We start from the raw sequence: 13,714 nt of genomic DNA, 5'->3' as shown, positions 1-13,714 counted from the left end.
TCATGTCCCACCCTCAAACAGCTCCCGGCTCTGCGCGACGCTCCTGACAACGAAAGCCTCGTGCCACCACGTGCCCAGCTCTTGTAGCCTCCGTCACAGCCCTTCCTGTCGCCCCCTCACCACGTCACGCGCAGCTCGGTCACGCCGTCATCCACCGCCTGGCAGGCTGCCAGCACCTGCCGCTCCAGGTGGGTCTGCACATAGGCCGCGTGGAAGCGCGAGGGCGCGCGCAGGGTCAGCCGCCCCCCTGCCCGCTCGGCGCGCTCCAGACCGTGCAGCCACGAGGCATAGAGCGCCTCGTCCTCGCCGTGCAGCAGGGCCCGGGCCAGCGCCCATTCCGTGCCCTCGCGCACCTCCGGGGCCGGCACGCGGCCCTTGACCGGCATGGGCACCACCTGCGCCGCCTCGCCGTCCGCCGTGCCCATGCGCAGCGCGAAATCGGGGCCCACCGCGTCCCATTGCGGGCGCGTGTCCTCCAGCACCCGTTCCAGGTCCAGCCGGTACTCGGTCACCCGTCCGCGCGCCCCCTGCCGGCGCACCACCAGCCAGCCATCGGCGCGCAGCCGGGCCATCTCGCGCTTGACCGTGCGCTCATCCACCGACCAGAGCCGCGCGATCTCGCGCTGGCCCACCGCCAGCTCGTCCCGGGCCCAGTTGTAGCGCGCGGTGATCAATGTCAGCAGGCGCAGCACCCGGCGCTGCACCGTCTTGTCCTGCGCCAGCGCATGGGCTCCCAGCGCGGTCAGCAGATCGTATTTCCGGGAAGCCGCCGCGCGACCGACGGGGCGTGCCACTTGCATCACTGTCCTTGCCTTTCCACCGAAGCCTCGGGGCTGCCTCACCGCTCTTGCGGTCCGGCCGGCTCAGCCGTCTGTCGCGGCGTCTTTTCCGACCGTGTCCTGATTTGCGTCCGGAAACGCGATTCTGTCAAGAAAAGAGTCGCTTGGCCGCCCAGGCTCATCCCCATTCCATTTCGAAGAAAAGGTATCTCTGGTATTGGAGGACAGCCTGTCTGTCCCCCATTCGCGCCGTTCTGTCCCCCAATCGGTGGCGGGACACGGTTCGGAGTCCCCCAATATCTCGCCCGTCTGTCCAGCGCCGGGGCCCGTCGGACCCCCTGCCCGTCCGAATCGGTCAGCGCCTGCAAAGCCCTTGGGGCACAAGGGAAAACGCAGATTCCGAAAAAGCCCTGATCTACGATATTGCCTTTTGCGTTTTTTGCAAATCCGGCGTAAATTCCGAACAGGCAGCAAAGAGCGTCCCCGCGGGGACAGCGATCAAGAAAAGGGACAGGCCCCATGTTCACCCATGAAGACCTCAAGGCGCTGCAGGCGCAGTCGCTCAAGATGCAGGGCGCGATCCGGCGCCAGACCTATTCGCCCGAGCGCGAGAAGACGCTGCGCCGCTTTTCCTCGTGGGAGCTGGCCGAGCTGATCCTCAAGGTCAACCAGTCCACCCTGCGCGGCAAGATGGCCGCCGACCCCAGCCTGCCGCAGGGGCAGGTCGAGGAGGACGGCCGCCAGCGCTGGTACAGCCTTGACGAGGTCAACGAGATCCGCCGCAAGCTGCGCATCAACCGCCGGTCGCTGATGCCGCCCCGGCCCGCCGGGCGCCGCGCGATCCGCGCCGCCATCGCCAATTTCAAAGGCGGCGCCGGCAAGTCCACCGTGGCGCTGCATTTCGCCCATGCCGCCGCGCTGGACGGCTACCGCGTGCTCTGCGTCGATTTCGACCCGCAGGCCACGCTCAGCCATTCCATGGGCCTGACCGACATCGCCGAGGAATACACCGTCTGGGGCATCATGGCCCGCGACCTCGCGCGTGAGACCGAGCGCATGAACGCCAGCGCGCGCGGGGCGGAATCGGGCACCGCCCTGCCCCGCCGCCGCATCCCCGCCTCGATCCAGGAGATGGGGCTGATGGACCTGCGCGTGACGGATTTCGTCAAGCCCACCGCCTGGTCGACCATCGACCTGATCCCTTCCTGTGCCAACGCGGCCTTCGTCGAGTTCGCCAGCGCGCAGTACCGGCACCTCAACCCCGAGTGGTCCTTCTTCGCCGCGGTGGCGCGCTATCTCGACCAGATCCCGGCCGACAGCTACGACCTGATCCTCTTCGACTGCCCGCCCGCCATTGGTTACCAGAGCATGAACGCCGTCTTCGCCGCCGACGTGCTCTACATCCCCTCGGGACCGGGCTACTGGGAATATGACAGCACGACCTCCTTCATCGGCCAGCTTTCCGAGGCGCTGGACGACCTGTCGCAGTTCCAGGGCCTGCTGCCGCCGGGTACCCTGCCCTTGCCCAAGGCCTTTCTCGACGTGCGCTTCCTGCTGACCCGGTTCGAGCCCAACAACGAGTTGCACCGCGCGATGCAGTCAGCCTTTGGCAAGGTTTTCGGCCCACGCATGACCGAGCACCCGATCGAGCTGACCCGCGCCGTCGAACAGTCCGGCCGCTTCCTCAACTCGATCTACGAAACCGACTATCGCGAGATGACCCGCGAGACCTGGCGCCGGGCGCGCGGCTCCTTCGACCGCGCCTATGACGAGTTCAAGGCCACGCTGACCGCGAGCTGGGACCAGATGGATGCCGAGGAGGCCGCGTAAGATGAGCCGCAAACGCCGCATGTTCGAGATCGAGTTCGAGGCCGACCCGGTCGAGCCCGAGTCCAAGGACCCCCCTGCCCCGGGCCGCCGCGGTCCGATGGCCGCCGCCATCACCGAGAATGCCGAGGCGCTGGCCGGGCGCCAGCAGGCCGAGGCCGCGATCCGGGCCGAGAATGACCGGCTGGCGCATGAATATGTCGCGCTGAAACAGGCCGGCCTGATCATGCGCACCGTGCCGCTGGACCTGGTCGACGCCACCAAGCTCAGCCGCGACCGCTCGGCCACCCGCGATCCCGAGATGGAAGAGCTCAAGGCCTCGATCCGGCGCATCGGCCTGTCCAACCCGATCCGGGTCGAGGCCGCCGGCGACCGGTTCGAGCTGATCCAGGGCTATCGCCGGTTGATGGCCTTTGCCGAGCTTCATGCCGAGACGGGCGAGGACCGCTTTGCCGAGATCCCCGCCCATGTGCAGACCCCGGGCGACGAGTTGGACCACCTCTACCGCAAGATGGTGGACGAGAACCTGATCCGCCGCGACATCTCCTTTGCCGAGATGGCGACGCTGGCGCTCAACTATGCGCGCGATCCCGACACGCCGGAGCTGACGCCTTTCGAGGCGGCCGACCTGCTCTTTGCCTCGGCCGGGCGGCAGAAGCGCTCCTACATCCGGCACTTCACCACCTTCGTCTCGGAAATCGGCGTGATGATGTCCCATGCCGATGCCGTGCCGCGCAAGCTGGGGCTGGACATGGTCAAGCGGATCGAGGAGCAGCCGGGCCTGGCCGAGCGCATTCGCGACGACCTGCGCATGCTGCTGGAGAAGACGGTCGAGAACGAGCTGGCCATTCTGCAGAAATGGCTGGCCCCCGAACGCGCGGCCGCCAAGCCGAAAAAGCCTGCCACCTCTTCGGCGCGCACGGTGATGAAGCTCTCGCGCCCCGGCGGCGATGTGGCCAAGTGCACGCTGGCCGATGGGCGGTTGGAGCTGCGCATGGATCGCGATTTCAGCAGCCTCGACCGGCACGTGCTGGAAGAAGCCGTGCAGGCCCTGCTGGACCGGTTGGAACAGTAACCCCTCGCGGGATTCGATGAGCCAATTCAAGGCCCGGTGCGCGTGAGGCGCCCGGGCCTTTTTCATGTGGGCGGCCCGCGTCAGGCGCCCGTGTTGGGCCGGTCGAGGAAGGACAGGATCTCGTCGGCGACCTTTTGCGGATCCTCTTCATGGGCCAGGTGGCCCAGCCCGTCCAATCGCGTGACCTCGGCCCGTTGCATCCGGGCCGCCGTGCGGTCGGCCACCTTGGGCGCCACGGCGCGGTCGCGGTCTCCGGTGATGAACAGCGCAGGTGCCTCCAGCCTTGGCAGCTCGGCCAGCAACCGGTCCAGCGACCAGCGCGCCATCATCTGAAGCGCCCCGTTCACGTGGTCGCGGTCGCCCAGCAGCCGCGCATAAAGCCGGTACCCCTCGGGGTCGAGCGTCGATCCCGTGCCCTCGATCAGCTTGCGCGCCTGCCGGGGCGAGCCGCCGCGCAGCGTGAACAGGCTGGGGGTCAGCGGGTTGATCGCCAGCAGCCGCGCCATGGCCGGGAACAGCCAGCCGGCGACACCTTCGAACGGAGTCAGCGCCGGGTTGATCCCCACCGTGGCGAATCGCTGTCCCCGCGGGGACAGATCCAAAGAAATCCTCAACGCGACGGCCGCCCCGGCCGAGTGCCCGATCACGGCCCGGGGCTGCCAGCCCTGCATCTGCATCAACCGGGCAACGTCCTCGGCCATCGCGTCGAGCCCCGAGCGTGAAGCGCGCGGCGACCGCGTATAGCCGTGGCCCGGTAGGTCGATCATCACCAGCCGGAAGCGCTCTGCCAGGATCGGCGCCAACCCGCGCCAGCTATGGGTCGCGCCGCCCGCGCCGTGCAGCAAGACAAGCAATGGCCCGTCGCCCAGTTGCTGCACGTGCCATTCATGCGGGGGCAGCGGGATGCGGGTCGACTGCGCCGCGAAGGGCCAGTCGGGCGGCGGCGGCCAGCGCATCGCTCAGCCCAGCCCGTCGCGGATCGTGGCGCCCAGGGCCTGCGCATCGGCGCGCGGCAGCGGCACGTAGCGGGCCCCCAGCGTGGCCGCCAGCTCGGCCAGCGGGGGATGCGGTCGGCGCCCGGCATCCAGCACGATCCCCGGCAGCGCCATCTCGCGCAGCCAGCGAGCCAGCCTGTGCGCATCGGCCTGCGCGCGGGGCCGGTCACCCTGCCCGTCCAGGGCCACGTTGGCCCGCCCGTCTGTGAACAGCGCCAGCGTCGGCGACAGCCCGTGCGCCTGCGCGGTCACCGCCAACTCGCCGGCCGTCTGGAGGGCGGTGGCGAGCGGGGTGCCGCCGCCGCCGGGCAGGGCGGACAGCCGCCGCTTGGCCTGCACCAGCGACCGCGTGGGCGGCAGCAGCAGGTCCGCGGTGCTGCCGCGGAAGGCGATCAGGGCCACGTGGTCGCGACGGGAATAGGCCTCGCCCAGCAGCAGTTCCACCGCGCCTTTGGCCTCTGCCAGCCGGGCCAGCGCGGCCGAGCCCGAGGCGTCGACGGCGAAGATCAGCAGCCGGTCCGAGCGGTCCTCGTAGCGTTTCAGGCACAGATCCGAGGGCCAGATGATCGGGCGATCCGTGGCGCCGCGCAGCTTCTGCCAAGGGGCCGCGCGGCGCAAGGTGGCGGTCAGGTCGACGCGCTGTCCATTGCCGGGGCGTCCCGGGCGCGAGGGCAGGGGCCGGCCGCGGCGGTTGCCCTTGCGCCTTTGTCCGGCGCCGGAGCCCTTGGCGGTGCGGGAGGCGCCCTGTGCAATCTGCTCCAGCAGTCCTTGCGGAATTGTGGCGCGGATCGCCTCGACCAGCATGTCCTGCGGCAGATCCTCGGGGCGTTGCGTCTCCGAAGGCTCGGGCGTGTCTGGGCTGGGGTCGGGAGGCGCGGGGTCCTCGGCCGGAGGCTCCGGCAGGCGCGTCGCGCGTGAGGGGTAGGTGAGCAACGCGGCGAGCTCCATATGCCGCTCGGTGACCGGGCTGCCACCGGCCAGGGCGCGGGCGGCGGCCAAGGCGAAGAGCGGGGCGCGCAGGCTGTCGATGCCGAAACTGGCGGCGAGCGCGGTGAGGCGGGTGGCTTCTGTCCCCGCGGGGACAGGGCCGGACTCCACGGGTATGTCGGACCTGGCGCCGGGTGAACTGGGCGCACGCGATTGGAACGGAATTTCAACACCTGTCCCCGCGGGGACAGCATCGGCCAGCGCCAACCCGGTCAGGTCGACTTGAAAAGCCAGCCGCTCGGCCAGCAGGGCAGGGGGCGTCTCGCCCTCTTCGGCGCCTTCGTCCAGCAGGACCAGCGGGCCGTCCAGCCCGGCATCAAGCGCCTGTGCCAGCAGGGCGGCCATCTCGGGCGGGCAGCGCTCGGCCATGGCCAGGACAAAGGTCCCGGACCGCGACAGGGCGCCAGGGCTTTGCACCGGGCGCCCCTCTTGCAGGGTGCGTGTCAGGTCGAGCCCGCCTTGCAGGGCATCGGCCGTCATCGCGGGGTGCAGGCGGACCACGGGGCCGGGCTGGGTGTCCAGCAGCGCCAGCGCCGCGTCCCGAACCGGACCGGCGCGGGCGCGCAGAACCATGCCGCCCAGGGAGGAGGGCGCAACCGCCAAGCAGCGCAGCGCAAGGTGCAGCCGCTGCCAGTCGGACAGGGCCGCGGCCTCTGTCACGACAGGACCTCGTCCACGGCGCGGGTGACGCGGGCGACCGATCCGGCCTCGTCCAGCGGATCGCGGCGCAGGCGATGCGACAGCGCCAGCGGGGCCACGGCGCGGATCTGCGCGCGCCCCAGCGCGGTCGCGCCGTCATAGGCGGCGAGCGCGCGGCCGGCGCGCAGCAGGGTCAGCTCGCCCCGCAGCCCGTCGGCCCCCAGCGCGATGCAGAGCTGCGCGCAGTCGCGCAACGCGTCCTCGGGCGTGTCGATCCGTGCCAAGGCCGCCCGCGCGGCGAGGATGCGGTCGCGGATCTCGGCGTCGCGCGGGCCCCATTCGGCGTGGAAGGCCTGCGGGTCGGTCTCGAACGCGTCGCGGCGGCGCACCACCTCGATCCGCTCCTCGATATCCGAGGGCGAGCGCACCTCGACCGAGAGGCCGAACCGGTCGAGCAGCTGCGGGCGCAGCTCGCCCTCTTCGGGGTTGCCCGAGCCGACAAGGACGAAGCGCGCGGCGTGGCGGATCGACAGCCCGTCACGCTCGACCACATTCTCGCCCGATTGCGCCACGTCCAGCAGGAGATCGACGATGTGATCCTCGAGCAGGTTGACCTCGTCGATATAGAGATAGCCGCGATTGGCCTGCGCCAGCAGGCCGGGCTGGAACGCCTTGACCCCGTCGACCAGCGCGCGCTCGATGTCCAGCGCGCCGGTGACGCGATCCTCGGTCACGCCCAGCGGCAGGTCGACCACGGGGGTCGGGCGGGTCTCGACCGTGTCGGTCACGCCCTCGGCCCAGTCGGGGCTGTCTGCGCGGGTGGCGGCGTTGACCGGGCAGCCGCGCACCGCCTCGATGGGCGGCAGCAGCGCGGCCAGGGCGCGCACCGCGGTGCTCTTGCCGGTGCCGCGGTCGCCGAAGACCAGCACGCCCGACAGGCGCGGTTCGATGGCGGTCAGGACCATGGCGCGTTTCATCGCGTCCTGTCCGACAATGGCGGAGAAGGGGAAACTGCTCATGCTGCCAGATCCAGTCCGGCCAGCGGGCTGGTGCCGTGCCAGCTGCCCCGGTCGCCCAGGACGCGGAACCGGGCATAGAGCTCTTCGCGGAACCAGCGCCCGTCGCGCACCGCGCGGATGGCGCGGGCATGGGGGCCGTCGGCCCGGGCGAAGGCGGCCATGCTGTCGGCATCGGGCCAGACCGAGACGGTGACCTGGTGCAGCAGCGGCAGCTCTCCGATGCCGATCTTGAAGACCACGTTGGGATCCTGCCCGATCACCGCGCTGATATCGGGCACCCGACCCCAGAAGGGGCGCAGCGCGCTGCGCCGGATCGTGGCGCGGGTCAGCGCGGCAAGCGGGCCGGAGGGCGGCGGCGCCCCGGGCACGAAGGGGGCCTGCCCTGACCATTGGCCGCGCGCGCTGGTGGGCGCCAGGAACAGGGTCCAGGCCTCGTCGGCGCGGGCCGCGTAGCGCCGGAACACGGGGTGATGCGCCAGCCTGCCCTCGGCCGTGGCGCGGTCCGGCCAGGTGCAGAGAATCGCGTAGACCGAGGGCAGGGCGGTGGGGGTGAACCCCTCGCCCGTGCCCGATCCGCAGAGCTTCCAGAAGCCCAGATCGGGCACCCGGCGCAGGTGGCGCCCGGTCAGGGCCATCATCCCGAAGGGCCAGAACCGCGAGGCCACTGATTCGAAACGATAAAAGCTGATCGTGACCGTCTGCATGAACGACTCCGGGCCCTGTGGTTGTGTCAACTCACTCTGACATGTGGAGGCGGGCGTGAAAAGAGAGCGATGGCAGATTGTCAACTTTGCCTGACAGGTGTAGCCTTTCCCCATGATGACACGTGTTGACCCCTCGCTGCCCGCGCTGGCCCGTCGCGCCACGGCGCCCCATGCCATCGTGATAGGCGCCGGGCTGGGCGGGCTGGCCGCGGCGATGCGGCTGGGCGCCAAGGGCTACCGCGTGACGGTGATCGACCGGCTGGACGTGCCGGGCGGTCGCGGCTCGGCGCTGTGGCGCGACGGGCACCGCTTCGACCTTGGCCCGACCATCGTGACCGTGCCGCAGGTCTTCCGCGAGCTCTGGCGCGCCTGCGGGCGGGATTTCGACGCCGATGTCGACCTGCGCCCGATGGAGCCGTTCTACGAGATCCGCTGGCCCGACGGGTCGCGCTTTGCCGCCTCGGGCGATCCCGAGAAAATGCGGGCCGAGGTGGCGCGGCTGAGCCCCGGCGACGTGGCGGGTTACGAGCGGTTCCTCAAGGACAGCCTCGAGCGCTACGAGTTCGGCTTCGAGGATCTGGGCCGGCGGTCGATGCACCGGTTCACGGACCTGCTCAAGGTGCTGCCGCGCTTTGCCATGCTGCGCGCCGACCGCTCGGTCCATGCCCATGCGGCGCGGCGCTTCCGCGATCCGCGGCTGCAGATGGCGTTCTCGTTCCACCCGCTCTTCATCGGGGGCGACCCGTTCCGGGTGACCTCGATGTATATCCTTGTCAGCCATCTCGAGGCGGCCTTCGGCGTGCATTACGCCATGGGCGGGGTCGCCGCGATCGCCGAGGCCATGGCCCGCGTGGTCGAAGGGCAAGGCGGGCTGATGCGGATGGAGACGGATGTCGACGAAATCACGGTCGAGAAGGGGCGCTGCACCGGCGTGCGGCTGGGCTCGGGCGCGCATGTGATCGCCGATCTGGTGGTATCGAACGCCGATGCGGGGCACAGCTATGACCGGCTGCTGCGCAACCACCGGCGGCGGCGCTGGACGCCGAAGCGGCTGAAGCGGTCGCGCTGGTCCATGGGGTTGTTCGTCTGGTATTTCGGCACCAAGGACACGCGCGGGATGTGGCCCGAGGTGGGCCATCACACGATCCTGAACGGGCCGCGCTATGGCGGGCTGATCGACGACATCTTCCTGAAGGGCAAGCTGTCCGAGGACATGAGCCTTTACGTGCACCGCCCCTCGGTCACCGACCCGGGCGTCGCGCCCGAGGGGGGCGACACGTTCTATGCGCTCTCGCCCGTGCCGCATCTGGGCGGCGACGATCCGGTGGACTGGCAGGCACAGGCCGAGCCCTACCGCCAGCGCGTGCAGGCGGTGCTGGAGCGCGAGCTGCTGCCGGGGCTGGGCGCGCAGCTGACCGCCTCCGAGGTGTTCACGCCCGAGACCTTCCGCGACCGGTACCTGTCACCGCATGGCGCGGGCTTCTCGCTGGAGCCGCGGATCCTGCAAAGCGCATGGTTCCGGCCGCACAATGTCAGCGAAGAGGTGGACGGGCTGTTCCTCGTCGGGGCGGGCACGCATCCCGGCGCCGGTCTGCCCGGCGTGATCTCCAGCGCCGAGGTGCTGGCGCAGCTGGTACCCGACCCGCAGGAAGCGCGATGAGAGAGGCCGATCTCGCCCATTGTCGTGAGGCGATCCGGCACGGTTCGCTGTCCTTTCATGCCGCCTCGCGGCTCTTGCCGCGGGAAGTGCGCGACCCTGCGCTGGTGCTCTATGCCTTCTGCCGGCTGGCCGATGACGCGGTGGACCTGACGCAGGAAAAGGCCGCTGCCGTGCTGGCGCTGCGCGACCGGCTGGACCTGGCCTATGCCGGCACGCCGCGCGATGCGCCCGCCGACCGTGCCTTTGCCGAGGTGATCCGCGAATTCGAGATGCCCCGCGCCCTGCCGGAGGCGCTGCTGGAGGGGCTGGCCTGGGATGCCGAGGGGCGCAGCTATGCCACCCTGTCTGAGCTGCGCGCCTATTCCGCCCGTGTCGCCAGCGCCGTGGGCGCGATGATGTGCGTGCTCATGCGGGTGCGCGACGGGCAGGTGCTGGCGCGGGCCTGCGACCTGGGCGTCGCCATGCAGCTGACCAATATCGCCCGAGACGTGGGCGAGGATGCACGCGAAGGGCGGCTCTACCTGCCGCGCGACTGGCTGGACGAGGCCGGGATCGACCCCGACCGGCTGCTGGCCGATCCGCGTCCCGACCCGGCGCTCTGCCGACTGGTGCGGCGCCTGCATCACGAGGCCGAGCATCTCTATGCAAGGTCCGAGGCCGGGGTGCAGGGCCTGCCGCGCAGCGCGCGGCCGGGGATTTTCGCCGCGCGCTACATCTATGCCGGGATCGGCGGGCGGCTGCGGGCGCAGGGTTTCGACTCGATCACGCGCCGCGCGCGCACCTCGAAGGCGCAGAAGGCCGCGTGGCTGGCGCTGGCCACGCTGCGGGCGGGCACCTCCTGCGTGCTGCCGCGCTCGGCGCTGATCTACGCGCCGCCGCTGCGCGAAACCGCCTTTCTGGTCGATGCCGCCGCGCATCCCGAGAGCCGGGGCGACTGGTCCGACGGGTTGCTGTCGACCTTCTCGCAGTTGGCCGAACGGGACGCGGCCCGCCGGGCGGCCTTGCTGGACGCGCGCCGACGCGCTACCTCGCCCGCATGATCTGGATTCTTTTCGTCATTTTCCTGCTGGCCTGTTTCGCCGCCGGCACGACCGGCGCGATCTTTCCGCCGGGGCCGTGGTATCGCGACCTGTCCAAGCCCTCCTGGACCCCGCCGGACTGGCTGTTCCCGGTGGCCTGGACCACGCTCTACATCTGCATGGCCGCCGCCGCCGCGCGCGTCGCCGTGACCGATCAGGCCGGGCTGCCCATGGCGCTCTGGGCGCTGCAGATCGCGCTCAACGCGCTCTGGACGCCGGTCTTCTTCGGGCTGAAGCAGATCAAGGCCGGCATGGCCGTGCTGGGCGCGCTGTGGCTGTCTGTGGCGGCGACGATGGTGGCGCTGTGGCAGGTGGATGCGCTCTCGGGCGCGCTGTTCCTGCCCTATCTCGCCTGGGTCAGCGTGGCCGGCGCGCTGAACGGCGCGGTGTGGCGGCTGAACCCCGACGCGGCGAACAACCCCCCGGCCATGGCACGCTGAGCCCCGGCGCGGGGCTCAGTCGCGATGGGTCCAGCGGGCGCGGCGCGGCACGCGCATGGCCAGCATCGGCATCAGCAGCGGGCTGCGGAAGCGGCGCAGGTCCAGCGCCTCGTGCACGCCCAGCGACTCGTGCCCGTCGATGCGGGTGGTGACCGCCGCGCGGGTGTAGAAGGGCGCATCCAGCATGGCGAGGCTCTGTTTCGGGCGGTGCCCGGCATCGGCCCGCGTCTCGCGCCGCACGGCCCAGAGGCTGCGCCGCAGCCGCGCCTTGGGCAGCAGCGGGGCGGGCTCGGCCGCGCCCGTTCGGTCGAACTGCACCGCCTGGGCCAGCGTGCTGCCGTCGCGCCGCGTGGCGTCATAGAGGCAGAGCGCGCCGTCCGGCGTCGGAAAACGCCCCCAGGTCCAGTAGTCGAAATCGGCCTCCAGCGCGCGGGTGCCGAAATTCGCGTCGAAATAGCCATGCCCCTGCCATTGTCCGCCCGGCCCGAGATCGACCTCGATCCGCGACACCGGCGCGAAGGGGCGCCAGACATGCGCCCCGTCGGGCGTCAGGGGCAGCTCCACCCCGCTGAGCGCGCAGGGGCGCAGGGTGATGCGGCCGCGCAACCGGCCGATCTGCGGCGGGGCGGCGACCTCGTCCACGTGGATGTCCAGCTGCGTGCCCGTCCAGTGCATCGAGGAGGGGCCGACCGTGAAGCTGTGGGCGCTTTGGCGCAGGGCGTTGCGGCCGCGATCGGTCATGCAGAACTTGCCGCCGGGCCCGTAGGTGACGACGTTCAGGCAGACGTGGTTTTCCGGGTCGCGCCGCCCCGACCAGCGATACCAGGGCGAGAAGACCGAGCCGATGAAGCCGATCACCGAGACGGCGCGGCGCCCGTCCTGCGAGATCCCGTCCACGTACCACCAGGCATAGCCGTCGGGCGGGACCTTCAGGTCGAAACGCGGTCCGCCATGATCGCCGCGGCCGCATGCCGGGCGGAGAGCGCCGCCATCGGCACCCCTGGCCCCGGATGGACCCCGCCCCCCACCAGCCAGAGCCCCTTGACCGGGGTCCGCGCCCGCGGCCGGCGCAGGCTGGCCGTCAGCCCGTGCGGGCTCTGCCCGTAGAGCGATCCGGCGCTCGCGGGAAACAGGCTGTCCCAGTCCCGCGGCGTGGTCAGCGCCTCGGGACCCGGCTCCGGGTCGAAGCAGAGCCCGAAGCGGGCGAGGGTGGAGAAGGTCCGTTGGTGGCATGTGGCGGCCTCGTCGGGGACATCCCGCGCCGTGGTCAGGGGCGCTGCGTTGAGGATGATCTCGAACCGTTCGGGACCGTCCGGCGTGGCGCGGCCGGTGCCGCGATCCTGCGCGCAGACATAGAGCGTGGGGTCGGCCGGCATGGCGCCCCGGGCGAGATCGGCGAACTCGGCGCGCGGGGCGGCGCCGAAAAAGACGTTGTGATGCAGCAGGCTGGGACCGCGCAGCGTGGCGGCAAAGCTCCAGACCCGGGCCGAGAGGCTGCGCGGCTCTTGCGCGGCCTGCGGCGCGACGCGGGACACGCCCGCGCCCAGATGCCCCAGCGCCAGCGCACGGGGATCGCCGTTGAAGACCACCGTGTCGGCGCGATGCGTGGTGCCGCAGCGCAGGGTCAGCCCGGTGACGCGGGCCCCCTCGGTCTCGATCCGGGCGACGGGGCTGTCGAGGTGCAGCCGCCCGCCAAGCGCGACCAGCCGGTCGGCCATCGCGCGGGCCAGCCGCGCCATGCCGCCCTCGACGACCCAGACGCCGCGCGCCTCGGCCTGCCAGATCAGCGCCAGCAGGGCCGGCGCGTGGGTCGGCATCCCGCCCACATAGGTGGCGTAGCGCCCGAAAAGCTGCGCCAGCCGCGGATCGGGAAAGCGCCGCGCCAGCTGTGCCGCCAGCGTCGCGTGGGGCGAGAGCGCGGCGATCAGGCGCGGGTCGCGCAGCACCGCGCCGGCCAGGTCGCGCTGACTGGGATCGGGCGATTGCAGCATGGGCCCGTCGAACGCATCGTAAAGCGCGCGGGTCTCGGCCTCGAAGCGCTGGTAGGCGCGGCGATTGGCCGGCCCGGCCATCGCGAGGATCGCGCGGGCATTGTGCGAGGGGTCGTCCGAGAGGTCGAGCCGCGCGCCATCCGGCCAGAAATGCCGCGCCAGCACCTCCTGCCGTGTCAGCGTCACGCAGGTATCAAGCCGCGCGCCGCAGGTGGCGAAGAGATCCTCGAAGACCGGTTTCAGCGTCAGCACGGTGGGGCCGGCATCGACCGGTCCGGCGGCCGAGGGCAGGGCGCGCATCTTGCCGCCGGGATGGGCGGCGCGTTCGAACAGGTCGACCTGCCAGCCGGCCGCCTGCAGCCGCATGGCCGTGGCCAGCCCGCCGACGCCGGCGCCGATGACCAGCGCGGCCGGACGGTCGAACCTGTCGGGTGCGGCGTGTTCCATGACGCGATGATTGACTCGATCCGAAAAAGTGTCCAGTCTGATTTACACTATGCATGTCACGTAATGGTGACG

The 13,714-nt window shown here is 71.0% G+C and carries 12 protein-coding genes; 5 read left to right on the top strand and 7 right to left on the bottom strand.

All coding sequences use genetic code 11. The features are described from left to right. Positions 1–116: 116 nt before the first annotated feature. Positions 117–800: a hypothetical protein gene (locus AVJ23_RS14880; protein ID WP_058863000.1), complete on the bottom strand. Its 684-nt coding sequence runs from the start codon at positions 798–800 to the stop codon at positions 117–119. A gap of 498 nt (positions 801–1,298) precedes the next feature. Between AVJ23_RS14880 and AVJ23_RS14875 the strand changes: the two genes are divergently transcribed. Together AVJ23_RS14875 and AVJ23_RS14870 are read left to right on the top strand one after the other, a co-directional pair. Beyond that, positions 1,299–2,609 (top strand): AAA family ATPase, encoded by a 1,311-nt coding sequence (locus tag AVJ23_RS14875; RefSeq protein ID WP_058862999.1) that lies wholly within the window; start codon positions 1,299–1,301, stop codon positions 2,607–2,609. A gap of 1 nt (position 2,610) precedes the next feature. Then, entirely contained in the window at positions 2,611–3,681 is a 1,071-nt protein-coding gene (locus tag AVJ23_RS14870; protein WP_058862998.1) for a ParB/RepB/Spo0J family partition protein, read from the top strand. A gap of 80 nt (positions 3,682–3,761) precedes the next feature. Here AVJ23_RS14870 and bchO read toward each other — a convergent pair whose 3' ends face one another. The 4 genes from bchO to crtA are packed head-to-tail and all read right to left on the bottom strand — an operon-like array spanning position 3,762 to position 8,025. Next, positions 3,762–4,637, bottom strand: coding sequence for an alpha/beta fold hydrolase BchO (gene bchO / locus AVJ23_RS14865; protein ID WP_058862997.1), 876 nt, complete (start codon positions 4,635–4,637; stop codon positions 3,762–3,764). 3 nt (positions 4,638–4,640) lie between these two features. After that, complete coding sequence (locus tag AVJ23_RS14860) at positions 4,641–6,323, bottom strand: magnesium chelatase subunit D (protein ID WP_084794618.1); 1,683 nt, start codon at positions 6,321–6,323, stop codon at positions 4,641–4,643. After that, positions 6,320–7,321 (bottom strand): magnesium chelatase ATPase subunit I, encoded by a 1,002-nt coding sequence (gene bchI / locus AVJ23_RS14855; protein WP_058862996.1) that lies wholly within the window; start codon positions 7,319–7,321, stop codon positions 6,320–6,322. Before bchI ends, AVJ23_RS14860 begins: the two co-directional genes overlap by 4 nt. Continuing rightward, complete coding sequence (gene crtA / locus AVJ23_RS14850; RefSeq protein ID WP_058862995.1) at positions 7,318–8,025, bottom strand: spheroidene monooxygenase; 708 nt, start codon at positions 8,023–8,025, stop codon at positions 7,318–7,320. The genes bchI and crtA overlap by 4 nt, the downstream gene beginning before the upstream one ends. A 112-nt stretch (positions 8,026–8,137) precedes the next feature. Here crtA and AVJ23_RS14845 point away from each other — a divergent pair, with 112 nt between their 5' ends. From AVJ23_RS14845 to tspO, 3 genes are read left to right on the top strand one after another with little or no spacing between them, the layout of a single operon-like run. After that, positions 8,138–9,685 (top strand): phytoene desaturase, encoded by a 1,548-nt coding sequence (locus AVJ23_RS14845; protein WP_058862994.1) that lies wholly within the window; start codon positions 8,138–8,140, stop codon positions 9,683–9,685. Next, a complete protein-coding gene (crtB, locus tag AVJ23_RS14840; protein WP_058862993.1) occupies positions 9,682–10,725 on the top strand; it encodes a 15-cis-phytoene synthase in 1,044 nt (347 codons plus the stop codon). Before AVJ23_RS14845 ends, crtB begins: the two co-directional genes overlap by 4 nt. After that, entirely contained in the window at positions 10,722–11,204 is a 483-nt protein-coding gene (gene tspO / locus AVJ23_RS14835; protein WP_058862992.1) for a tryptophan-rich sensory protein TspO, read from the top strand. The genes crtB and tspO overlap by 4 nt, the downstream gene beginning before the upstream one ends. A gap of 15 nt (positions 11,205–11,219) precedes the next feature. Here the strand turns inward: tspO and crtC are convergent, their stop codons facing one another. Beyond that, positions 11,220–12,101 (bottom strand): carotenoid 1,2-hydratase, encoded by an 882-nt coding sequence (crtC, locus tag AVJ23_RS14830; RefSeq protein ID WP_496197020.1) that lies wholly within the window; start codon positions 12,099–12,101, stop codon positions 11,220–11,222. Positions 12,102–12,133: 32 nt separating this feature from the next. Then, positions 12,134–13,642 carry a 1-hydroxycarotenoid 3,4-desaturase CrtD gene (gene crtD / locus AVJ23_RS14825; RefSeq protein WP_058862991.1) on the bottom strand — a complete coding sequence of 503 codons (1,509 nt, stop codon included), beginning with the start codon at positions 13,640–13,642 and terminating at the stop codon, positions 12,134–12,136. Between the last annotated feature and the right edge of the window lie 72 nt (positions 13,643–13,714).

It is taken from the genome of Pseudoponticoccus marisrubri (genome assembly GCF_001482405.1).
Lineage (GTDB): Bacteria > Pseudomonadota > Alphaproteobacteria > Rhodobacterales > Rhodobacteraceae > Pseudoponticoccus > Pseudoponticoccus marisrubri.
This window is presented reverse-complemented; position numbering and strand designations above follow the sequence as displayed.

Bases quoted from the DNA above. Each gene is read 5' to 3' on its own strand.
- AVJ23_RS14880 (WP_058863000.1), bottom strand. From the start codon at position 800: ATGCAAGTGGCACGCCCCGTCGGTCGCGCGGCGGCTTCCCGGAAATAC.
- AVJ23_RS14875 (WP_058862999.1), top strand. From the start codon at position 1,299: ATGTTCACCCATGAAGACCTCAAGGCGCTGCAGGCGCAGTCGCTCAAG.
- AVJ23_RS14870 (WP_058862998.1), top strand. From the start codon at position 2,611: ATGAGCCGCAAACGCCGCATGTTCGAGATCGAGTTCGAGGCCGACCCG.
- bchO (WP_058862997.1), bottom strand. From the start codon at position 4,637: ATGCGCTGGCCGCCGCCGCCCGACTGGCCCTTCGCGGCGCAGTCGACC.
- bchI (WP_058862996.1), bottom strand. From the start codon at position 7,321: ATGAGCAGTTTCCCCTTCTCCGCCATTGTCGGACAGGACGCGATGAAA.
- crtA (WP_058862995.1), bottom strand. From the start codon at position 8,025: ATGCAGACGGTCACGATCAGCTTTTATCGTTTCGAATCAGTGGCCTCG.
- AVJ23_RS14845 (WP_058862994.1), top strand. From the start codon at position 8,138: ATGATGACACGTGTTGACCCCTCGCTGCCCGCGCTGGCCCGTCGCGCC.
- crtB (WP_058862993.1), top strand. From the start codon at position 9,682: ATGAGAGAGGCCGATCTCGCCCATTGTCGTGAGGCGATCCGGCACGGT.
- tspO (WP_058862992.1), top strand. From the start codon at position 10,722: ATGATCTGGATTCTTTTCGTCATTTTCCTGCTGGCCTGTTTCGCCGCC.
- crtD (WP_058862991.1), bottom strand. From the start codon at position 13,642: ATGGAACACGCCGCACCCGACAGGTTCGACCGTCCGGCCGCGCTGGTC.